General features: G+C 59.3%; 20 protein-coding genes. 7 read left to right on the top strand and 13 right to left on the bottom strand.

Features of this window, described 5'->3' with window-relative positions:
• Positions 1 to 136 precede the first annotated feature (136 nt).
• A complete protein-coding gene (locus GV827_RS08370) occupies positions 137 to 1,162 on the top strand; it encodes an alpha/beta hydrolase family protein (RefSeq protein WP_164353339.1) in 1,026 nt (341 codons plus the stop codon).
• A 5-nt stretch (positions 1,163 to 1,167) separates the two neighbouring features.
• Here the strand turns inward: GV827_RS08370 and GV827_RS08365 are convergent, their stop codons facing one another.
• Positions 1,168 to 2,418, bottom strand: a complete 1,251-nt coding sequence (locus tag GV827_RS08365; protein ID WP_328823128.1) for an MFS transporter — start codon at positions 2,416 to 2,418, stop codon at positions 1,168 to 1,170.
• A 182-nt stretch (positions 2,419 to 2,600) separates the two neighbouring features.
• Here GV827_RS08365 and GV827_RS08360 point away from each other — a divergent pair, with 182 nt between their 5' ends.
• Positions 2,601 to 3,299 (top strand): SOS response-associated peptidase, encoded by a 699-nt coding sequence (locus GV827_RS08360; RefSeq protein WP_164353338.1) that lies wholly within the window; start codon positions 2,601 to 2,603, stop codon positions 3,297 to 3,299.
• A 10-nt stretch (positions 3,300 to 3,309) separates the two neighbouring features.
• Here the strand turns inward: GV827_RS08360 and GV827_RS08355 are convergent, their stop codons facing one another.
• Positions 3,310 to 3,657, bottom strand: a complete 348-nt coding sequence (locus GV827_RS08355) for a hypothetical protein (RefSeq protein ID WP_164353337.1) — start codon at positions 3,655 to 3,657, stop codon at positions 3,310 to 3,312.
• Positions 3,658 to 3,766: 109 nt separating this feature from the next.
• Entirely contained in the window at positions 3,767 to 4,663 is an 897-nt protein-coding gene (locus tag GV827_RS08350; RefSeq protein ID WP_164353336.1) for a LysR substrate-binding domain-containing protein, read from the bottom strand.
• A gap of 102 nt (positions 4,664 to 4,765) precedes the next feature.
• Here GV827_RS08350 and GV827_RS08345 point away from each other — a divergent pair, with 102 nt between their 5' ends.
• From GV827_RS08345 to GV827_RS08325, 5 genes are all read left to right on the top strand, one after another.
• Positions 4,766 to 5,989: an acyl-CoA dehydrogenase gene (locus GV827_RS08345; RefSeq protein WP_164353335.1), complete on the top strand. Its 1,224-nt coding sequence runs from the start codon at positions 4,766 to 4,768 to the stop codon at positions 5,987 to 5,989.
• 106 nt (positions 5,990 to 6,095) lie between these two features.
• Positions 6,096 to 8,273, top strand: a complete 2,178-nt coding sequence (locus tag GV827_RS08340; RefSeq protein ID WP_164353334.1) for a thiamine pyrophosphate-dependent enzyme — start codon at positions 6,096 to 6,098, stop codon at positions 8,271 to 8,273.
• Between the two features lie 272 nt (positions 8,274 to 8,545).
• Positions 8,546 to 8,743, top strand: coding sequence for a hypothetical protein (locus tag GV827_RS08335; RefSeq protein WP_164353333.1), 198 nt, complete (start codon positions 8,546 to 8,548; stop codon positions 8,741 to 8,743).
• A gap of 138 nt (positions 8,744 to 8,881) precedes the next feature.
• Positions 8,882 to 9,913, top strand: coding sequence for a dipeptidase (locus GV827_RS08330; protein ID WP_164353332.1), 1,032 nt, complete (start codon positions 8,882 to 8,884; stop codon positions 9,911 to 9,913).
• A 9-nt stretch (positions 9,914 to 9,922) separates the two neighbouring features.
• Complete coding sequence (locus tag GV827_RS08325) at positions 9,923 to 10,864, top strand: hypothetical protein (RefSeq protein ID WP_164353331.1); 942 nt, start codon at positions 9,923 to 9,925, stop codon at positions 10,862 to 10,864.
• 271 nt (positions 10,865 to 11,135) lie between these two features.
• On the opposite strand, the gene GV827_RS08320 is transcribed toward GV827_RS08325, so the two are convergent.
• The 10 genes from GV827_RS08320 to GV827_RS08275 form a co-directional block, all read right to left on the bottom strand.
• Entirely contained in the window at positions 11,136 to 11,783 is a 648-nt protein-coding gene (locus GV827_RS08320) for a LysE family translocator (RefSeq protein WP_164353330.1), read from the bottom strand.
• A gap of 52 nt (positions 11,784 to 11,835) precedes the next feature.
• Positions 11,836 to 13,068, bottom strand: a complete 1,233-nt coding sequence (locus tag GV827_RS08315) for a mandelate racemase/muconate lactonizing enzyme family protein (RefSeq protein ID WP_164353329.1) — start codon at positions 13,066 to 13,068, stop codon at positions 11,836 to 11,838.
• 127 nt (positions 13,069 to 13,195) lie between these two features.
• Complete coding sequence (locus GV827_RS08310) at positions 13,196 to 14,284, bottom strand: Zn-dependent alcohol dehydrogenase (protein WP_164353328.1); 1,089 nt, start codon at positions 14,282 to 14,284, stop codon at positions 13,196 to 13,198.
• Positions 14,285 to 14,359: 75 nt separating this feature from the next.
• The gene (locus tag GV827_RS08305) at positions 14,360 to 15,577 is read right to left on the bottom strand and encodes a TCR/Tet family MFS transporter (protein WP_164353327.1); all 1,218 of its coding nucleotides are present in this window, start codon (positions 15,575 to 15,577) and stop codon (positions 14,360 to 14,362) included.
• Between the two features lie 4 nt (positions 15,578 to 15,581).
• On the bottom strand, positions 15,582 to 16,907 hold the full coding sequence (locus GV827_RS08300; RefSeq protein ID WP_164353326.1) for a lyase family protein: 1,326 nt from the start codon (positions 16,905 to 16,907) through the stop codon (positions 15,582 to 15,584).
• Positions 16,908 to 17,291 carry a 4-carboxymuconolactone decarboxylase gene (gene pcaC, locus GV827_RS08295; protein ID WP_164353325.1) on the bottom strand — a complete coding sequence of 128 codons (384 nt, stop codon included), beginning with the start codon at positions 17,289 to 17,291 and terminating at the stop codon, positions 16,908 to 16,910.
• Positions 17,284 to 18,072, bottom strand: a complete 789-nt coding sequence (gene pcaD, locus GV827_RS08290; protein ID WP_164353324.1) for a 3-oxoadipate enol-lactonase — start codon at positions 18,070 to 18,072, stop codon at positions 17,284 to 17,286. The genes pcaC and pcaD overlap by 8 nt, the downstream gene beginning before the upstream one ends.
• Before the next feature lie 49 nt (positions 18,073 to 18,121).
• Positions 18,122 to 19,081 (bottom strand): threonine ammonia-lyase, encoded by a 960-nt coding sequence (locus GV827_RS08285; RefSeq protein ID WP_164353540.1) that lies wholly within the window; start codon positions 19,079 to 19,081, stop codon positions 18,122 to 18,124.
• A gap of 8 nt (positions 19,082 to 19,089) precedes the next feature.
• Positions 19,090 to 19,914, bottom strand: coding sequence for an alpha/beta fold hydrolase (locus tag GV827_RS08280; RefSeq protein WP_164353323.1), 825 nt, complete (start codon positions 19,912 to 19,914; stop codon positions 19,090 to 19,092).
• The gene (locus GV827_RS08275) at positions 19,914 to 20,600 is read right to left on the bottom strand and encodes a haloacid dehalogenase type II (RefSeq protein WP_164353322.1); all 687 of its coding nucleotides are present in this window, start codon (positions 20,598 to 20,600) and stop codon (positions 19,914 to 19,916) included. Before GV827_RS08275 ends, GV827_RS08280 begins: the two co-directional genes overlap by 1 nt.
• Positions 20,601 to 20,649: the final 49 nt, after the last annotated feature.

Below are 20,649 nucleotides of genomic sequence, written 5' to 3'. Positions count from 1 at the left end.
CCAAATCCTGTCCTCTTTTCGGCAGAACCTGTCCTCGAACGTGATGCAGGACAGCTCAGCGGGGCTCAACCCATTGTTTGTACAGGGACTATAGGCAATCTCGATGTCATCAACACCCCGAAAAGGAACGCGAACGATGAAACACATTTTGCATATGACTGCTCTTGCTTTGGCAATGACAGCTTCAGCGGTTGTTGCTGACAACCCTGTCACCGCTCTTGCCGATCTGCGGGTAACAGACGACCGGATCGACCGACCGCTCGAAGGTTTTGTGTGGTATCCCACGGCCGATACACAGGCTGTGCAAACATATCATGGCAACCCAGTTTGGCAGGGGATTGAGGCGGCGAAAGACGCGGATGCGATACCGGGGAAGTACCCTCTCGTTGTGCTGTCTCATGGTATGTATGGCAACGCCATGAACCAAAGCTGGTTGGCCGATGCGTTGGTAGCAGAGGGCTTTGTCGTGGCGGCCGTTCACCATCCGGGCACTTCTACTTGGATGCGTGACGCCGATCAGGCACGGCAAATGTGGGATCGGCCCCGTGATGTGTCGCGGGTGATAGATCATATGCTGACCGATCCCGCTTATGCGAACCTGATCGACGATGACAAGATCTACATGGCAGGGCACTCTCTGGGGGGCTTCACTGCTGTGGCGCAGGCCGGGGGTCGCTATGATGCCGATGGATTTGAAGCATTCTGTGACAGTCATCCGGCCGAGCTGGTGTGTGGCATCTTCGATCGCTGGCAGGTAGCCAGGACACCAGAGGACAAAGTCGCAATGCAGGCCGATCTGTCAGATGATCGCATAAAAGGCTTTGCAGTCTTTGACCTTGGCGGGACCCAGACGTTTGCGCGGGAAAGTCTGGCGGGCATCGATGAGCCGATGCTGATCTTTGGCGCGCCGCGTGACATTCAGGGGCTTGATCTGGATATTGAATCCCGGGCGTTGGTCGCGGCCTTGCCGATGGACCAGGTCACCTACCTTGAGCCCGCCACGCTGTCGCACTTCGATTTCCTTGGCGTGTGTACTGACAAAGCAGAGGCCCTTCTTGCCGAAGAAGAGCCAGACGATGTTTTCGTTTGCCAGCATGGACAGGCAGAGCGTGCAGCAGAGCATGCGATGATCGCAGCTATCGTGGCGGCCAGCTTTCGGTAGGGGGCTCAATGGGCGGCGTCAGGGGGAACAACCTTGTCGCCGTCCTGCGGTGTTTCGGGCTGCTCATTCTGAGACAGTTTCGCTGTTTGTAGGTTTGATGTCCGACCGGCGTTGATTGGTTGGAATGTGGACTTGTCGTCATCAGCCACCGCCTCGCGGCGGCTGATCCGCCAGAGCGTGTACAAAATGACGAAGCCATGGGCGGCGGATGTGACGTAAAACAGGGCGCGAATGCCTACCTCGGACATCGCCCAGCCCGCGACCGTCGGCCCAATTATGGACCCTACACCGAACGTGAGCAAAAGACCGCCCGATATCTGGATTGCTGTGCCCGGCTCTGCGTGGTCATTGGCATGGGCTACGATCACCGGATACATCGCATAGATTGATCCACCAAGCAGCGCAGCAAGCGCAAGGTTGAGCGTGCGGCCTTCAGGGGCGAGCAGGATGAACGCCAGATCAGCCAACAACGCCAATGCTGCGATCCCCAGCAACACTTTGCGCCTGTCCATCTTGTCCGACAAAAGGCCCACGGGCATCTGGATCACGGCACCTGCCAGAATGGGGATCGAGGTAAAGAAGGCCACAGCGGTAAGGGTAAGTCCGACATTCTGTGCATAGACCGCCGCCAAGGTGCCAAACGCGGCGTTTGACACGCCGACCCAGAAAACAGCGAAAACCGCGACAGGTGAATTATGCCAAAGCGCATGCATATTCAGCTTCACACTGACCATGGGCGTTGGTGTTGACGTATTGCTGAGCGCTGTGGGCACCAAGGCAAGACAGTAGAAAATCGCGGCCAGCGCGAAAAAGAAAAACCCGGACGGATCGCCCAGCGTAAGCATCATGTAGCCTGCTGTGCTGGCCCCCAGGTTGACCATTGTGTAGACGCCAAAAACCCGTCCGCGTGCGCCCGGCTCGGTCCGTTCGCTGAGCCAGCTTTCGACAATCATGGCCGTCCCCGCGAAACAAAATCCGCAAAGTCCGCGCAATATGATCCATGTCCAGGGCGTGATCAGGATCGCACTGCCCAGCATCGATACTGCTGCTATTGAACACAGCACACCGAAAGCCCGAATATGGCCGACGCGGGCCACCACTGTCGCGCTCAGAATACAGCCCGCGACGTATCCCAAAGCCCAGCCTGTGCCCAAAAGCCCGAGCGACATACTGGAAAACCCTTCCAGATTGCCACGGACTGGCAGAATTAGACTGTTGATGCCCCCAGCGAAAAGCAGAAACGCTGAGCCAAGCAAAAGGGCCGAGATAGGTAATAATTGTCGGATGGGGCAGTCCTCTGAACGATCCTTTGGGTCAGTCTGCCAGATCAGACGAGATGTTGAAACAGATCTGCGCAGGTCTTTTTGGCAAAGGCTTTTGCCATACGTCCGGTAGATCGATAGGTTTGCCGGGCTGGTTGATCAAAGGAAGACCTTCAATGTGCGGACGTATGGCCGTGACCTTGCCCCCTGATGCCATGGCGCAGCTGTTTGCGGCGGCCCCGGCGAATGACCTGCCGCCCGTACCAAACTACAACGTTTGCCCAACGAACAACGTGCATATCGTGACCAGTGACCCGGATGCGGGACGTCGATTGCAGGCAATGCGCTGGGGTTTCATTCCGCGTTGGTACAAGAAAGCCTCTGGCGGTCCATTGCTGATCAACGCACGTGCAGAGACAATCGCGGAAAAGCCGGCCTTTCGCGACGCGGCGCGCACACGTCGTGGGCTGGTCATTGCGAATGGATTTTATGAATGGACCAAGGATGCTGAAGGCGGGCGCGACCCATGGTACATCTTTCGAAAAGACAGCGCCCCCATTGCTTTTGCTGCGGTCTGGCAGGATTGGAATGACCCGGATGGCGATGTGATTTCAACCTGCGCCGTAGTGACCATCGGCGCAAACAAAAACATGCAGGCCATCCATCACAGGATGCCTGTTATTCTGGAGGTCCCCGATTGGCCCTTGTGGCTGGGCGAAGAGGGCAAGGGAGCGGCCGCACTGATGCAACCCGCAGCAGACGACCTGCTGGAGTGGTACCGTGTGGATCGCGCTGTGAATTCAAACCGCGCAAGCGGGGCACAGCTTATACAGCCATTGGCATCTTCCACCAAAGGCATGTCAGCATCGGTCTGAAATCAGGCGCTTATTCGGTAAGCGGTGGCTCGTCGTAGCTGATCTCGCCTGCCACTTCGATGCCGTCGGTTCCGGTCCCGGTAAACGTCAGTGGCGTGCTGTGGGTGAGGTTCAGGACATATCTCCCGTCAACGGCAATCGGATCAGAGACCCAGCTATCGTTTGGCCCACGCATGACGTGATCACCGGCGCTCTTGTTCTCGAACACGATGTTGTCGCCAGGTTGGGCATAGGTCACGGCTGGAAAGTATCCGCCATCCACAATCATCACCAGTTGATTGTCGGCCTGCGCAACACCGGCCATCAGTGTTAGTGCAGCAGTAATAGCGCAAGCGCCTTTACAGTATTTAACAAGCATGGAAATGCTCCTTGTAACGGCCCCACCCGGTCACGCTCCAAGGGAATAGATGGTAAATGCGGCAGAAATTTGACATCTGCCATGATTCAATTACTGCGGGATAGCGATCTTACCCCTCAACCGTCTCGGCTTGGCCCGCCAGCCATTTGCGAAACGACGACATCGCAGCGCTTTCGTCAGGGCCTTCTGGCCAGACCAGATAGTAGCTGCCGATACTTTCCGTCGTTTGGGCTGACGCCAAACTAAGCTGTCCGCCGCGAAGGTAAGGTTCAGCAAAGAAAGTTGGCAAAAGTGCGACGCCCAAGCCATGAATGGCGGCCTGTGCCATTGTTGAGAATTGGTCGAACACCATACCTGCCGGTGGTTCGGTCTCTACGCCAAGGGTTGCCAGCCAGCGCTGCCAGCCTTTTGGGCGGGTCTCTAGATGCAAAAGCGGATGCGATAACATCTCGCGCGAATCGGCCAACGGTGCTTCCAGCAGGTCGGGCGCACAGACCGGCACCACTGTTTCCGGCATCAAGGGCAGATATTGTACGCCCGGCCAGTCCTCGTGACCGAAATGTATAGCAGCATCAAAAGCGCTGTCCTGAATCGCAAAGGGTTTCAGGCGGGTGCTCAGGTTCACCGTGACCTCAGGATGCGCACGCGCAAAATCACGCAGGCGTGGTGCCAGCCAGTGCATCCCGAAGGCGGGCAAGATAGCAAGGTTCAGCGACCCACCAGTGGGATTTGTCCGCACATTGACCGAAGCCTGAGCCAACCGGTTGAGTATCTCGCGCACTTGCCCCACGTAGGACTGTCCCGCGTCCGTCAGGGTCAATTGTCGCCCTTGCCGCGCGATCAGGGCCACACCCAACTGTTCTTCCAGCGTTTTTAGTTGTCGACTGATGGCGCTCTGGGTCAGCGATAGTTCTTGCGCGGCTGCAGTGGCGCTGCCCAACCGGGCAACCGCCTCGAAGGCCAGCAGGGCAGAGATTGACGGCAGAAATCGGCGCGGGGCGATCATATGACTTTTTCTCATATATCTAGAACAAAGCAGCGATAGTCTTTTGCCCCGAAATTTGCAATAAGCGCGTCAAATGCACGCCTTCAACCGAAAGGAACTGCCATGAATGCCGAAGCACCCATCCTCAAAGCCAAAGACGCACCCGATCTGGGTACATTTGAATGGTCAGACCCGTTCCGTCTGGACAGCCAGCTGACAGAAGACGAACGCATGATCCGCGATAGCGCCAAGGCCTATGCGCAGGAAAAGCTGCAGCCTCGCGTGATCGAAGCCTTCGCCGAAGAAAAGACCGACCCTGAGATTTTTCGCGAAATGGGCGAAATGGGTCTTCTTGGTGTGACTACGCCGGAAGAATATGGCGGGCTGGGCGGCAATTATGTCTCCTACGGTCTTGTCGCGCGCGAGGTCGAGCGGGTGGACAGCGGCTACCGCTCCATGATGTCCGTTCAATCCAGCCTCGTGATGTACCCGATCTACGCCTACGGGTCCGAGGCACAGCGCAAAAAGTACCTGCCGAAACTTGCCTCTGGCGAATGGATTGGCTGTTTCGGGCTGACAGAGCCTGACGCGGGTTCTGACCCTGCGGGCATGAAGACACGGGCCGAAAAGACCGCAAATGGCTACAAGCTCACCGGCTCCAAGATGTGGATTTCTAACGCGCCCATCGCTGATGTGTTCGTCGTATGGGCGAAATCCGAAGAGCATGGCGGCAAGATCAAGGGCTTTGTGCTTGAGAAAGGCATGAAGGGTCTTTCAGCCCCCAAGGTTGGTAACAAGCTGTCCCTGCGCGCCTCCATTACCGGTGAGATCGTCATGGACGGTGTTGAAGTTGGTGAAGACGCCCTGCTGCCGCATGTCTCCGGCCTGAAAGGTCCGTTTGGCTGTTTGAACCGTGCCCGCTATGGCATCTCTTGGGGTGCGATGGGTGCGGCGGAGTTCTGCTGGCACGCCGCGCGTCAGTACGGTCTGGACCGTAAGCAGTTCAACAAGCCACTGGCGCAGACTCAGCTCTTTCAAAAGAAACTCGCGGATATGATGACCGAAATTTCGCTCGGTCTCCAAGGTTCCTTGCAGGTGGGCCGCCTGATGGATCAGGCCAACGCCGCGCCTGAAATGATTTCCATCGTCAAGCGCAACAACTGTGGAAAGGCGCTGGACGTCGCCCGCAACGCCCGCGACATGCATGGCGGCAACGGCATTTCAGGTGAATTCCAGGTCATCCGCCACATGATGAATCTTGAGACGGTGAATACCTACGAAGGTACACACGACGTCCACGCCCTGATCCTGGGGCGTGCGCAGACAGGTCTGCAGGCGTTCTTTTAAAGCGCAGGCCAGTCAGTAAGATGAAACAGGGGGCTACACGGCCCCCTCTTTTTGGTTTTGATTCCTGCCGCAACAGGCACGTATCATACTTGGAGCACTGCTGGATTTGGACCGCGTCAGTATCGTTCACGAAAATTTCCTGCGCCGTGTCGCTGCGCAGGATTTCCCTCAGGCCCAAAGCACGGGCAAAGAACTGGGGCGCGATGACGCGCTGAGCCTGTATCGTGCGCAGGTGCTGTCGCGCGCGCTCGACCTGCAAAGCCGCATTATGCAGAAGCAGGGGCAGGGGTTCTACACGATCGGCTCTTCCGGCCATGAAGGCATGGCCGCCTTGGGCCATGCGTTGCGCACAGACGATATCGCGTTCCTCCACTACCGTGATGCCGCGTTCCAGATCGCCCGCGCATCCAAGGCAGGCCATGACGGTATCATGCGCGACATGCTGCTGAGCTTTGCCTGCTCATCTGAGGATCCCACCAGTGGTGGCCGCCACAAGGTGCTTGGCTCGCGCCCGTTGATGATCCCGCCGCAAACATCGACCATCGCCAGCCATCTGCCAAAGGCGGTCGGTGCGGCCCATTCCATCACGCTGGCCCGCCGCAACCGGCCCGAACATGCGATCCTGCCGCGTGACGGCATCGTGATGTGCTCTTTTGGGGATGCGTCTCTCAATCATTCTACCGCGCAGGGGGCGATCAACGCGGCCTGCTGGACCGCCGTTCAAGGCGTGCCGCTGCCACTGCTTTTCGTGTGTGAAGACAACGGCATTGGTATTTCCACCAAGACGCCCACCGGCTGGGTCAAGGCAAGCATGTCTGCGCGCCCCGGCCTGAAGTATTTCGAGGCGGATGGCCTTGATATCTTTTCTGCCGTCGCAGCTGCGAAACAGGCGGCAGACTGGGTCCGCACACATCGCAAGCCTGCGTTTGTGCATCTGCGGACCGTGCGTCTGTATGGGCACGCGGGGCCGGATGTCGTGACGTCCTATCTGCCAAAGGCCGAAGTGGAGGCCGATGAAGCGCATGATCCGCTGCTTTACACGGCCCGTGGCCTTGCCGCGCAGGGGATGGACCCGGACGCCATCGTGTCAATTTATACCGATACACTTGAACACGTGGCGCAGGCCGCAGACCAGATTGCCGATACGCCGCGCCTGAAAAACGCTGCCGAAGTCATGTCGAGCCTCATTCCCCCCAAACGCGCGGTTGCGTCCAGCAACGGCCCCAGCCCGGAACAGCGCGCCAAGGTCTTTGGCTCGGACTATGCCCAGATCGACCAGCCACAACCCATGTCCCGCCTGATCAACTGGGCGCTGCACGATCTGATGCTCGAGCACCCGGAAACACTGTTGATGGGCGAGGACGTTGGACGGAAGGGCGGCAACTATGGTGTCACGCAGAAATTGCATGCGCGGTTTGGTCCGGCGCGCGTTATCGACACTCTGCTGGATGAGCAGAGCATTCTTGGCCTTGCCATTGGCCTTGCGCACAATGGCTTTGTTCCGATGCCGGAAATTCAATTCCTCGCCTATCTCCATAACGCCGAAGACCAGTTGCGCGGCGAGGCGGCAACGCTGCCGTTCTTCAGCCGCGGCCAGTGGACAAACCCGATGGTCGTGCGCATCTCTGCGCTAGGCTACCAGAAGGGATTTGGCGGCCATTTCCACAATGACAATTCACTGGCTGTTTTGCGCGATATCCCCGGCCTGATCATCGCTTGTCCCTCCTCTGGCGACGAAGCGGCTGCAATGCTGCGTGAATGCCACCGGCTGGCCCGCGAAGAACAGCGCGTCGTGATTTTCCTTGAACCCATCGCCATTTACCCGATGCGTGATCTGCTTGAACCAGGTGACGGCGGCTGGATGCGCCACTATCCGGCTCCGGACCAGCGTATTCAACTGGACACGGTCGGTGTACACGGGGACGGGACAGATATGGCCATCGTGACCTACGGCAACGGTCACTACCTCAGCCGACAGGCGCAGCACGATCTGTCACAAAGCGGCATCAATGCCCGCGTGATCGATTTGCGCTGGCTTGCACCCCTCCCGACAGAAGCGTTGCTGCAGGCCATCGGAAAACGCCCTGTATTGATCGTAGATGAATGTCGCCGCACAGGTGGGCAGGCAGAGGCGCTGATGGCCGTGATGGCAGAGCATGGTTTAGCCAAATTCGCGCGCCTGACCGCCGAAGACAGCTTCATCGCAACCGGTCCTGCCTATGGGGCTACGTTGCCATCTCGCGATAGCATCGTCAAGGTGGCAAAGGCGTTGCTGTCACGCTGATTGTGGTCGAGGAAAATCAGGGCTGTACCAACTTTTTCTTTGCAGACCTCAGGACGATACCGCCTGAATGGGCGATAGCGTCCATGAGAAAATGCGCATCTTTCTCAGATAGGCAAAAGGCGGCTCTGTCAGAAAATTTGATGTGGAAGTTCCACCGGTATACGGACGTCGTCGGGTTGATAGATCTTCAACACTCAATGACAAGGTCGGGGTGCTTCAGGTGGTGGTCGACTTTTGCGACGCCCTCGTTCAACGTGGCGTAAGTGCATCTTATGGGCAAGACTGGGGTGGCACCTGTTTCTGTTGGCAAGGACAGTTGCGCCCAGATTGGCACACGGAGTGGTGTGACACTTACCTATTCAAAACGCGGGAAGGTCGGCAAGGAGCGCAGCGATGGAAGAGCCAAGTCACGGACGGATATCGCGGCCCACGGTGATCCAACCGCTGATGGCACACGCTGTCCCGAATGAAACCGCCGCGCTCAAAAGACGAAAAGCTATGTCAGCGAAACAAAAACACAGCGCAACGCGGTCGTTCAGGCAAAGGACCCCGCATCGCCTGAGGGTCGCTACGAATGCTGCCGCTTGTATCATGAGAGAGATGACCCGATGACACTCGTTTTTGACGGCCATAATGACGCGCTGGGTCGGCTTTGGTGCGCCAGCAAAGATCCCATTGCCGATTTTGCCAAGCCTATCGGCCATATCAATACGCCCCACGCGCAGGCTGGCGGACTTGGGGGTGGCTTTTTTGCCATGTACTCCCCTCAGAAACGCGCCCCATTTGACTTTAGCGCGTTCTCGGTCGGCGATCTCGACATTCCGCTGCCGCCCATGCTGGATGAAGGAAAGGCGTTGATTGCGGCCATGGGGCAGGCCGGAATTGCGCATCAGCTTGAACAAGCGGGGCACATCGACATTTGCACAGACGCCGAGACGCTGGCGCGCAGCTTTGTCTCTGATCGGCTGGCTTGTGTTCTTCATCTTGAAGGGGCGGACTGCATCGGGCCTGACCTGCTTGCACTGGAGACACTTTACGCCCTTGGCATGCGTTCACTTGGGCTGGTTTGGTCGCGTCCGACAATATTCGGTCACGGCGTCCCGTTCCGGCACGAGAGCGACGGTGATACCGGGCCTGGACTGACCGAAGATGGGAGGCGACTGGTGGCGCGGTGCCTCGAATTGGGCCTGATAATCGACACCAGTCACCTGACCCTCAAAGGGTTCTGGGATGTTGCAGAAGCTGGTGCGGCCATGGTCGCCACCCATTCCAACGCCTGCGCCGTGGCGAATAACGCCCGCAATCTGACCGACGCGCAACTGGCCGCCATCCGTGATACCAATGGTATGGTGGGGCTGAATTTTGCCACGGTGTTCCTCAGCGATACTGGATGGCGCACAGGCAAAGCCGGGATCGAAGACTGCCTGCGTCAGCTTGACCATATGATTTTGGTCGCGGGCGAGGATCATGTCGGCCTTGGGTCGGATTTCGACGGCGCCCCCCTGCCTGATGGAATTGCCCATGCGGGCGAGCTGCCGCATCTTATCGAGGGGATGCGCCAGCACGGCTATGGCGACGCGCTGATCGCCAAACTGACCCATGAGAACTGGCTTGATTTTCTGGACCGCCAGCTTGGCTAAGGGGAAATGATGCGGGCGCTGATTTTTCTGACACTGCTAATTTGGGCCAGTGCAGCATCCCCCCAAAGCTGGGAGGTCAGAACCTCCGACAATGGCGGGTATGCAACTGCGACCGCCGCCGTCTTTGGCACTGGGATGGGCATCACTTGCCACGCCCGGTCGCTTCAAAACCTGCCTTTAGTCCAGACCGGCTGGCATGAAAGCACGATCGCGCCCCCTTATCATTTTCACATCGGTTTTTCTCAGGCGCTGATCCGTCCTGATCCGTATCGGCGCAATGACATCACGCTGTTCGTTGATCAGACAGGCTATCGCCTGCCAACGATACAATGGAGTGAACTGGTGGGCGAATGGGATCTGATCCTGCCGGTGACCGACGCCATGTTCACGGCGATGCAGTCTGCCTCCCGGCTGGTGCTGCAAATTGGTTCCGAAAAAGCATGGGAGTTTCCAACGCAAGATATGGGGGCGGCCTTGCAAGCCGTGCGACAATACTGCGCGCCGATCTGGGCGCAACGTGGGTACCCTGCACCGGCAGGTTTCGCCCCGGTCCCGGAAACCGCACCACCGTCAGGAGCCTTCGAAATACCCACGCAGGTTCAGTCTTTTGCAAACCGCCAGTGCAACGGACCGGCACGTATTGGCGCGTCAGCTTTGCAGGCAGGAGACCTTGACCGCGATGGCCAGCCGGATGTTGTGATGGACTGGAGTGATGTACTGTGCCCCGGCGAAACGCGCAGCGGCTTTTGTGGTGCGGCCAATTGTTCGATAAATGTGTTCCTGTCCTCTCGGGGGTACGCGAACAGCTATAGTGTTCTGGGCGTTGGCGTGCGGACTAGGCCCCATCCGTCGGGTCTTCTTGGACTGGAAATCGGTGGGACGGCCAGTGTTTGTGCGCAGATCGATTGCTTTGCGGTGATGCTGTGGAACGGGACGGAGTTTGCCCGTTAGCGGCGACAATGGGAAAAAGAAATCGCCAAGGATCATCCACGCTCTGGGCATGGCAGGACATGCTAGATGTCCAAACACTTCCACCCCGTCGTGGCCGTTATTGATGACCTAGTGCAGCGAGGTCTGGAAGCGGCGTATTCGGGTCTTAAGTCTTTGAGAGTGATTTCTGGGTTCGGTCAAAGCCATGTGTATTGGTTGCAGGGTATTCAAGATGGCAGTGGCGGCGCTTCATGCATGTTGAGTCTGAGCGACACAGAAAAAAGGGCCTTCCCTAGTGATCGGGCTTGCCTGACAGGAAAAGACGCAGGGCAAGACCCAGAAAGAACAGGCCCGCGATGCCATCAAGCCATTTACCGATATGGGTTTTCGACAGCCAGCCGGAAGTTTTGCCCGCAGCAAGACCGATGCAGATCAGGAAAGCCGTTCCAATCAGGTTATGGATGCAACCGAGCAAAAAAATCTGCACGCCCACGTGGCCCAAATCCAGACTGACAAATTGCGGGAGCAATGCGATGTAGAATACGATCATCTTTGGGTTCAGGATATTGGTGAGGACGCCGCGCCTGAAGATGTTCCAGCCGGAAATCTCTGCCAGGGCGTGGTGCGGATCAAGCGTATTAGAATAGCGCCACCATGATCTGAGGGCCTGTAATCCAAGATAGGCCAAATAAACCGCCCCCGCATACCGAAGGACTTCGAAGGCGGCGGTGGACGCGGCGATCAGGGCCGAGATGCCCAATGCGGCCGCGGTGGCATGAAGGATCGAACCGCATCCGATCCCAAGCGCCGACGCGATGGCGCCTTTGACCCGGTGACGCATGCCGTTGGCCACCACGAAAAGCACATCCGGACCGGGTGCGACGGCAAGAGCGATTGCAAGCAGAACGTAGGCAGCAGTCAGCGTTGGGTCGAGGATCATGCCATTTCCGTCTCTAAGGGTCGCCCCAGATCAGTTCCAGCGCGGTGGTGTCTTAATCCTTTGGCGCAGGTGCCCCACCTTCAAAGGCGTTTCCGTTGACATAGTCGCAGGGCGCATCCTGCATCTGCAAATGCAACCCGTCGCCCGTGTAGGGATGCGCGCGGGCCAGATCCTCATCGACCTCGATACCCAGGCCGGGTGCCGTTGGCGCGGGGATGAACCCGTCCTCTACCCGGATGCTGCCCTTGATCAGCTGATCATGGAACGGCGTCTCGATCGTCTCTGCCATCAGCAGATTGGGGATGCTGACAGCAAGATGAATGTTCGCGGCCCATTCAACGGGGCCCGCGTAAAGATGCGGTGCCATCTGCGCGTTATAAACCTCGGCCATGGCGGCGACCTTCTTCATCTCCCAAATGCCGCCCGCACGTCCCAAGGCAGGCTGCAGGATCGTGGCGGCGCCTGAGCGCAGGACGGGCGCGAATTCTGCCTTGGTGGTCAGCCGCTCTCCGGTGGCCACGGGGATGCGTACTGCGCCTGCCACCTTGGCCATTTCCGCCAGATTGTCCGGTGGAACAGGTTCTTCAAACCACAATGGGGAATAAGGCTCCAAAGCCTGTCCCAAACGGATGGCACCTGCGGTCGTGAATTGCCCATGAGTGCCGAACAGCAGATCGGCCTTGTCGCCTACGGCCTCGCGGATAGCCCTGCAAAAAGCTACCGATTGCGAGATGTCCGACATCGCGGGCATATGTCCTCCGCGCATGGTGTAGGGGCCAGCGGGGTCAAATTTAACAGCCGTAAATCCACGGGCCACACAATCGGCAGCAGCCTCCGCTGCCATTTCCGGCGATGTCCAAAAGGCAGTCAGATCATGCTGGGGCAGGGGGTAAAGGTACGTGTAGGCACGCACCCTTTCGTTCATCACCCCGCCCAGCAACGCATACACGGGGCGATCCCGGTCTTTGCCCAGAATATCCCAACAGGCAATCTCCAAACCTGAAAACGCCCCCATGACTGTAAGGTCAGGCCGCTGGGTGAAACCGGAGGAATAGGCGCGCCGGAACATCCGTTCGATATTCTCGGGGGACTCGCCCAACATGTGGCGTGAAAACACATCCTCAATCACATGCCGCATCGCCTCCGGCCCAACGGAAGAGGCATAACACTCGCCCCAACCCTCAATGCCGGTGTCGGTCGTGACTTTGACCAATATCCAATACCGGCCGCCCCAGCCGGGGGCCGGGGGGGCCGTGATGATCACGTCAAGATCTTGCAGTTTCATAAGATGCCTCTTGCAACGCGCGGGCCACCCGGATCAGGGATTGCCCCATTTGTGTTTTCATCGGATCGCCTGCAAAGACGTGCAACCAAAATGTCAAAAGACCCCGGCCGCGCAGGGCAGACCCCTTTTAGTGATCAAACAGGATGACGTTGCGCCGCGCTGCGCCGGTCTTGGTATCGGCGATCGCCTCGTTGATCTGGTCCAAGGTCCACCGGCCCGAAATCAGTTCATCCAGCTTCAATCGGCCTTGCAGATACAGGTCCACCATCCACGGAATGTCGCGTTGAATGACCACATCGCCCATCTTGGAGCCGACCATGCCCTGACCCATAAAAGCCATCGTGACAGGCTCATAGGATGACATGGCACCCGAATGCGGCATGCCGACCATGATCACCTTGCCTGCACCTGCAAGATACCGGGGGGCTGCGTCATAGGCAGGGATCGCCCCGACGGTCACGATCACGGCGTCGGCTCCGCGTCCCATTGCTTTTTGTGCCGCGCGCCACGGCTTGGCCTCACTGGCCAGCACGCCATCGGTGGCCCCAAACTCCTTGGCAACGGCAAGCTTGTCTTCGCTCATGTCCACGGCCACGATGCGGCGTGCGCCCGCGATCCGGGCACCCTGAATGGCATTCAGGCCAACGCCACCTGCACCGATCACAACAACGTCCTGCCCAGCACGCAGGCCTGCCGCATTCACAACTGCGCCCACGCCCGTGATCACACCGCAGGCGATCAAAGCGGCGGCCTCTTTGGGGATATCGTCGCTGATTTTGACCACTTGCGATTGTTCCACCACAACCTTTTCGGCAAAAGCGCCCGATGCCATCGCCTGATGCAGCATGCCTCCATCGGCGGTCTTCAGCGGCCCCTTGTCGCCGTCGTAAGGCGTTTCACATACTGTCGGTTTCCCGCTGGAACACGACGGGCAACTGCCGCAGGCCCTGATCAGGGTCACAACCACACTGTCGCCCGGCTCAAGCCCGCGCACATTGGAGCCCACCGCCGACACACGCCCGGCGGCCTCATGGCCATAAACGGCAGGCAATGACCCGCCCCACGCGCCTTCGGCAAAGGAGATGTCCGAATGGCAGATCGCCACGGCGTCCAGTGTTACCTCAACCTCGCTGCCTTCCGGCGCCCGCAGTTGCACATCCTCGATGACAAGCGGCTCTCCGAAGGCATGGGCCACGGCGGCTTTGATCTTTTGCACGGTCTTTTCTCCCGGTTGGTATTTGCTGCAAACTGACCCCGAAAGTGCTGGCTGTGCAAGTAGGGAAGCGCGGGTTTATCCGTTTACTGACGCCTCGCTGCCCGCACGGCGGCGCAGTGCAAAGATCAGCAAGCCCAAAAGGATCAGCATGGCGGAGAGCAAAAACGGTGCGCCTGGCATGTAAAATGGGGTGCCAGCCTGCGTGAAATAGGAGAACGTTGCGGTCATGACCAAGGGCGTCACGATCATCGCCAGCGACACCGCCGAGGTCAGCGCACCCTGCAATTCTCCCTGAGCGTTGTCCGCAACCCGTTGCGACATGATCCCCTGCAAGGCAATCGGCGTGATACCACCAAGCGCTGCGATGGGTGTCAGCAACAAGATGAGCCATCCCGCAGTGATAGAACCGATGGCAGTGTAGGTGCCCAACGCAAACAGCAAGCCGACCACGACAGTCCTGCGCTCGCCAAACACGCGCAGTGCGACGCGGATGAAGTAACCTTGCACAAAGGCCATCGTGATGCCGAACAGCCCCAAAGACAGACCTATGGTCGTCGGCGCCCAGTCAAACCTTTCCTGTCCGAAATAGGCCCAGACAGATGGGTAGACGGCAAAGGCCACATTATACAGGAAATAAACCATCAACAGCTGGTGAACGCCGGGCAGTTTCCCCAGTTGTTTGACTGCCCCAAAGGGGTTTGCCCGACGCCAGTTGAACGCGCGTGCCTTTTCCGGCGCCAGGGTTTCTTTCAGCACGAACCAGCCGAAAATCACGTTTGACGTGGCCAGGAACGCTGCCGCCCAGAACGGTGCGCGCGTGCCATATTCCGCAAGCACTCCGCCGATGAGGGGGCCCAGAACGAACCCCATGCCAAAGGCAGCCCCGATCAGCCCAAAGCTCTTTGTGCGCTGCTCTGCCGTCGAGATGTCGGCCATATAGGCCGAGGCCGTGGCCTGCGTTGCAGCGGTGATGCCACCCACCACGCGACCTGCCAGCAGCAACCAGATGCTGCCTGCCAGCGCCATCACGACGTAATCCGCCGCCATCACCACAAGCGAGATCAGCAGGATCTTGCGCCGTCCGTACCTGTCAGAGAGCCCCCCGATAATGGGGCCGAACAGGAATTGCATCGCGGCAAAGGTGGTGGCCAGAATGCCGCCCCAGACTGCAGCCTGGCTGAGGTCACCGCCGTTCACCTCCCGAATGAGGTCGGGCATCACCGGGATCATCAGACCAATGCCCATGGCATCGATCATCACGGTAATCATGATAAAGATGACAGCCGGGCGCATCCGGTCAGAGCGACTTGGTGCGGGTGGCGAAGGTCAGCGCATCATGCGCGGCCTGTCCCATGCCCTGCGCAGGATCAAAGACCACATCGGCCAGGTCGGGGTAATCGGCCTGCGCCAGCCGTTGCAATGGTACCCGCTTGTCGCGCGCCTCAAGGCACAGCGCCTTGGCTTTCGCCTGTGCTTCGGGGCGCGGCATCATCTCGGCCAGCGCGAAACTGAGCGCTTCGGCATGGATCAGGCCCAGATTGCTTTCCAGAGTGGCATGCATCTGCAGGGGTTGCGGTGCGATGCCCTTGCTCAGCACCTTGGCGTGCTGGAGGGCTGCGGCCAGCGACAGGGCCAATTGCGGCACCACCATCCATTCAGCAAACCACGCGACACCGTCACGCTGGTGCTGATGCGCGGCGGCATTCTGCAGGCCTGCGCGCAACCCGGTGAATTGGTGGCCCAGCGCCACCATGGCTGACGGCCCCACCGGGTTTTGCTTTTGCGGCATCGTGGAAGATGCGCCTGCCGCTCCAAGCGTAATCTCGGCCACTTCGCTGGTCGCCAGCCCGATGAGCGTCTGGCCCATATGCGCAAGCGCCGCTGTCACCTGACCCTGCCAGTCTGCAATCCGCAAAACTGGCCCACGATCCGTGTGCCAGCTTCTGCCCGGATCGCCCAAACCCAGCGCCCCGGCCAGGCCGGCACGCGTCTCGGCCACGTGTGCTCCCAACGCCGAGCCGGTGCCTGCCGCCCCGGAGAGTGAGACAAAGAGCGATGAAGCCCGCAAGGGCTCAAGAGCGTCAAGTGCATCCAGAAGCGGTGCACCGAATTGAGCGAGTACCGCGCCCCAGGATGTGGGTGTGGCATGTTGGCCATAGGTGCGTGCGGCCATCGGCAAATGCGCGTGCTCCTCGGCCTTTTCACCCAATGCTTTTGCAATTTCGCGCAGGTCGGCCTCGGCCAAGGCCAGCGCCTGACGCAACCGCAACATCAACCCAGTGTCGATGATGTCTTGCGAGGTTGCCCCCCAATGCACGTATTGGGCGTGTTCGGGTGCATTTATCTCGGCCCTGAATGCGGCCACCAAGCCGGGTACGCTTACCCCATTTTCGCCGGTCGCTTTGGCGATGGCACCGGGATCAACGGCAATTTCCATACTGGCCCGGTGAATGGCTGCGGCGGAGATTTCAGGGATCACACCCAGACCGCCTTGCACCTTTGCCAGCGCACCCTCGACCAGCAGCATCGCACGGATCGCTGCGCTGTCCGAGAACAGGCGCCCGGCCTCGCCAGTGTCGAAAAGATGCGCAAAAAGCGGGCTGTCAAATACGCTTGCGGCCATTTACCTGTCCGATGTTTCCTGGGCTTCCCAGACCCGTTTGGCGATCTTGATGGCGTGATTTGCCTTTGGCACGCCAGCGTAGATTGCGACGTGTTGAAAGGCCTCCATGATGTCACGCTTGCTCGCACCGGTGCGCTGGGCGGCGCGTACGTGCATCTCGATCTCTTCGAAATTCCCGGTTGCTGCCAACAACGCAAGCGTCAGCATTGACCGCTCGCGCCGCGTGATCGCGTCCGACGCCCAAACCGTGCCCCAGGCGCCCTCTGTGATAAGGTCCTGAAACGGCTGGTCTTCTGCGGTTTTCAGCTTTTCTGCGCGGTCCACGTGTTGATTGCCCAGCACTTCGCGCCGCACCTGCATGCCCCGGTCATAGCGTTCAGACATGGCCAACCCCTTTAAGGAAATCGGTCAGCACCTGTGCGTATTCTTCCGGCTGTTCAACGCAGGGCAGATGGCCCGCCTTGCGGATCAGGTGGAATTTGGAGCCGGGGATCAGGTCCATCATTTCGCGCACCAGATCGGGCGGGGTTGAGCCGTCTTCGGACCCTGCAATGCCAAGCGCTGGCAGGCGCAACGTTGCCGTGGTGGCGTAGAAATCGGTGCCGGATATCGCGGCAGAGCATCCGGCATATCCTGCGTCCTCGCCCCGTACCAGCATGTTGCGCCACAGCTCAAGCTCTGGCGTGGCGCGGAACCCTGCGGAAAACCAGCGCTCCATCACCGCATCCGCAAGCGCCTCAATCCCGTCTTTCTCGACCGCCGCGATACGTTCGTCCCACATTTCTGGCGTGCCAATCTTGGCGGCCGTGTTCGACAGCACCAGCGCACGCACAAGGTCCAGCCGTTTGACCGCCAGCCCCTGCGCCGTCATCCCGCCGATGGACAGGCCCACGAAAACGCTGTCCTTCACGCCCAGATGATCCATCAGCCGTTCAACGTCCGTGACCAGTGACCCCATCGCATAAGGGGCAGGCGGGCAAGACGACAGCCCATGACCGCGCTTGTCATAGCGGATGATCCGCAGCCCCTTGGGCAGTAGCGGCAGGATCGGGTCCCATAGCCGCATGTCCGTACCCAATGAGTTTGAGAAGACCACGGGCGGTCCATCCTCAGGGCCATCCACGCGGTAGTGCAGACGCACCTCTCCGGTATCAAACATTTTCATCTTGTATCTTCCCGCCTATCAAGGGCTGGCCCAGTCAGGCCGCCGCAAGTTACGTTAACGTTTCTAGTGCACGGATGAACATCGGCGCATCGACATTTCCACCCGAGATGGTGACGATCACATCATCACCTTCGATCTGATCCCGGCGATAAAGCGCTGCGGCCAGCGCCGCCGCGCCGCCGGGTTCCGCGACCACCTTGAGGCGGTTGAACGCGTGGCCCATGGCCTGCAGCGCCTCCTGTTCGGATATGACCAGACCGGGACCACACAACCGATACATGATCGGAAAGGTGATATCGCCCGATTGCGGCGTGATGATTGCGTCACAGATATTGCCAGAAGTCTTTTTGTTCCGCTCAATCTCACCAGAGCGAAGGGATCGCGCCACATCGTCGAAACCCTCCGGCTCAACCGGGCGCGCCCGCAGTCCAGGGGCGTCAGCCTCAAGCGCGAGCGCGATGCCAGAGGTCAATCCGCCGCCACCACAGCAGACAATGACGTCAGCTTTTTCAATGCCTTGCTCCGTTGCCTGAGCGGCAATCTCCAATCCACAGGTGCCTTGCCCGGCGATGACCTGCGGCTCATCGAAAGGTTTGATCAGGGTCAGGCCACGCTCTTCGCTCAGGCGCGCGCCTATCTCTTCGCGGCTTTCCGTGTCGCGGTCGTACAGGACAACCTCAGCGCCGTAGGCCCGGGTGTTCTCGATCTTCAGCACGGGACTGTCTGCGGGCATCACAATGACCGACGGCACGCCGTGCATCTTAGCGGCGAGCGCCACGCCCTGCGCGTGGTTCCCGCTGGAAAAGGCGATCACGCCACTCTTGCGCACTTCAGGGTCCAGCGCCGACAATGCCGACCACGCACCGCGAAATTTGAAGCTGCCGGTGTGTTGCAGACATTCCGGTTTGACCCAAACGCGCCGTCCCGCGATATCGTCGATGAAGGACGAATTTAGCAGCGGCGTGCGGCGCACATGGCCCTCAAGCCGCGTGTTGGCGGCACGGATCATTTCAATATTCACTTCATCTGCTCCACCCAGGTTTGCAAGGCTGTCACGGCTTCGGGTTCGTCAAGGAAAGGGACATGGCCCCGGTCCGGCACGACTGCCGTGATCATATCAGGGCGGCGGCGCTGCATCTCGTCAAGCGTGTCTTGGGTGAACAGCACTGAATTCGCTCCACGGATACAGGCCAGCGGCAGACCGGCCATCGCGTCAAAGAAAGGCCACAGATCTGGCATGGGCTGCCCCCGGCCCAATTCGACCGCATCCCGCAGCTTGGGATCATAGGTGATTTCTAGACCATCGTCTGTCTGGGTGTAGTTTTTTTCCGCCTCGCGCAGCCAGCGCTCTGCCGGCACGCCGTCAAAGTCAGAGAACACATGCTGTAAGGCCGCCGCTGCTTCGGCATGGGTTTTAGCGGCAGGGTTGCGACCGAGATAGACCATGATGAACTCGATCCCCTTAGGGTCGAGGGCGGGGCCAATGTCATTCAGCGCTACGCCCAGCAGGTGATCCTTGACCATCGCTGACAATCCCATAGCGATCATCCCGCCACGGGACGTCCCCAGCAGCGCGGCCTTGGGGATACCAAGATGAGCCAGCAATTCCATCACGTCACGGCCTTCGACCTGCAGGGAGTAATTCTCCCATTTGGGATCGAAATCGGATTGCCCGCGACCGCGATAATCCACCTTGATCACACGGTTGCCCGCCAGATGGGGCGTGACATATTCAAAGTCCGCCGTGGTCCGTGTCAGCCCCGGCAGACACAGGATCGGCAGGCCGTCGCCCTCGTCTTCATAGTAGATGTTCAGTCCATCGGATGTGGTGAAATGTGGCATCAGACCCCCGCCAGTTCAGGGATCCCGGTCAGATCCCGCAATTGATGTGCCGGGGTCCAGGGCAGCCGGTCCATCGGCTCGCCGCTTCTGTTCACCCAGGCTGTCGTAAACCCGTATCCCGTCGCTGCCGCCGCATCCCAGCCATTGGATGACACGAAGAGCACCTCTGCCTTGTCACAGCCGAAATGCTGTCCCACAAGGTCATAGACCCGCGCATCCGGTTTGAAGATGCCGACGCTTTGCACCGAAAGCGATACGTCCAGCACCTCCCCGATTCCCGCCGAGGAGACGGCCCCTTCCAGCATCTCGGGCGATCCGTTCGACAGGATGGCCGTGTTCATGCCCGCCGCTTTGAGCGCGGCCAGCATTCCGGGCACTTCCGGGTAGGCCTGCAGTTCCCAGTAAAGCGCCAGCAGCCTTTCGCGCAGCGCCGGATCGCCACCGTGACCTGTCTTTTCCAGCGCCCAGTCCAGCCCGTTCTGCGTGACTTCCCAGAAGTCGGTGTGTGCGCCAGCGACGGCCCGCAGCCATGAATAGGACAGCTGCTTTTGCCGCCAATGTTCGGCCAGCACCATCCAGTCGTCCTTGATGGCGGCAAAGTCGGGCTCTGACGCAGCCTGCCGTGCGGCGGCGCCGACATCGAAAAGCGTGCCGTAGGCGTCAAAGACGCAGGTGGTGATAGGCATGAAAATCCTCCCGTAGTTGGGGGCAGATTGTCACGCCATTGACCCATGG

It is taken from the genome of Sulfitobacter sediminilitoris (assembly GCF_010667575.1).
Classification (GTDB): Bacteria; Pseudomonadota; Alphaproteobacteria; order Rhodobacterales; family Rhodobacteraceae; genus Sulfitobacter; species Sulfitobacter sediminilitoris.
The sequence above is the reverse complement of the archived record's forward strand: the minus strand, read 5'-3'. Positions and strand labels throughout refer to the sequence as shown.

Coding starts and splice junctions, on each gene's coding strand:
- GV827_RS08370 (WP_164353339.1), top strand. CDS start 137: ATGAAACACATTTTGCATATGACTGCTCTTGCTTTGGCAATGACAGCT.
- GV827_RS08360 (WP_164353338.1), top strand. CDS start 2,601: ATGTGCGGACGTATGGCCGTGACCTTGCCCCCTGATGCCATGGCGCAG.
- GV827_RS08355 (WP_164353337.1), bottom strand. CDS start 3,657: ATGCTTGTTAAATACTGTAAAGGCGCTTGCGCTATTACTGCTGCACTA.
- GV827_RS08350 (WP_164353336.1), bottom strand. CDS start 4,663: ATGATCGCCCCGCGCCGATTTCTGCCGTCAATCTCTGCCCTGCTGGCC.
- GV827_RS08345 (WP_164353335.1), top strand. CDS start 4,766: ATGAATGCCGAAGCACCCATCCTCAAAGCCAAAGACGCACCCGATCTG.
- GV827_RS08335 (WP_164353333.1), top strand. CDS start 8,546: ATGGGCAAGACTGGGGTGGCACCTGTTTCTGTTGGCAAGGACAGTTGC.
- GV827_RS08330 (WP_164353332.1), top strand. CDS start 8,882: ATGACACTCGTTTTTGACGGCCATAATGACGCGCTGGGTCGGCTTTGG.
- GV827_RS08325 (WP_164353331.1), top strand. CDS start 9,923: ATGCGGGCGCTGATTTTTCTGACACTGCTAATTTGGGCCAGTGCAGCA.
- GV827_RS08320 (WP_164353330.1), bottom strand. CDS start 11,783: ATGATCCTCGACCCAACGCTGACTGCTGCCTACGTTCTGCTTGCAATC.
- GV827_RS08315 (WP_164353329.1), bottom strand. CDS start 13,068: ATGAAACTGCAAGATCTTGACGTGATCATCACGGCCCCCCCGGCCCCC.
- GV827_RS08305 (WP_164353327.1), bottom strand. CDS start 15,577: ATGCGCCCGGCTGTCATCTTTATCATGATTACCGTGATGATCGATGCC.
- GV827_RS08300 (WP_164353326.1), bottom strand. CDS start 16,907: ATGGCCGCAAGCGTATTTGACAGCCCGCTTTTTGCGCATCTTTTCGAC.
- pcaC (WP_164353325.1), bottom strand. CDS start 17,291: ATGTCTGAACGCTATGACCGGGGCATGCAGGTGCGGCGCGAAGTGCTG.
- pcaD (WP_164353324.1), bottom strand. CDS start 18,072: ATGAAAATGTTTGATACCGGAGAGGTGCGTCTGCACTACCGCGTGGAT.
- GV827_RS08285 (WP_164353540.1), bottom strand. CDS start 19,081: ATGATCCGTGCCGCCAACACGCGGCTTGAGGGCCATGTGCGCCGCACG.
- GV827_RS08280 (WP_164353323.1), bottom strand. CDS start 19,914: ATGCCACATTTCACCACATCCGATGGACTGAACATCTACTATGAAGAC.
- GV827_RS08275 (WP_164353322.1), bottom strand. CDS start 20,600: ATGCCTATCACCACCTGCGTCTTTGACGCCTACGGCACGCTTTTCGAT.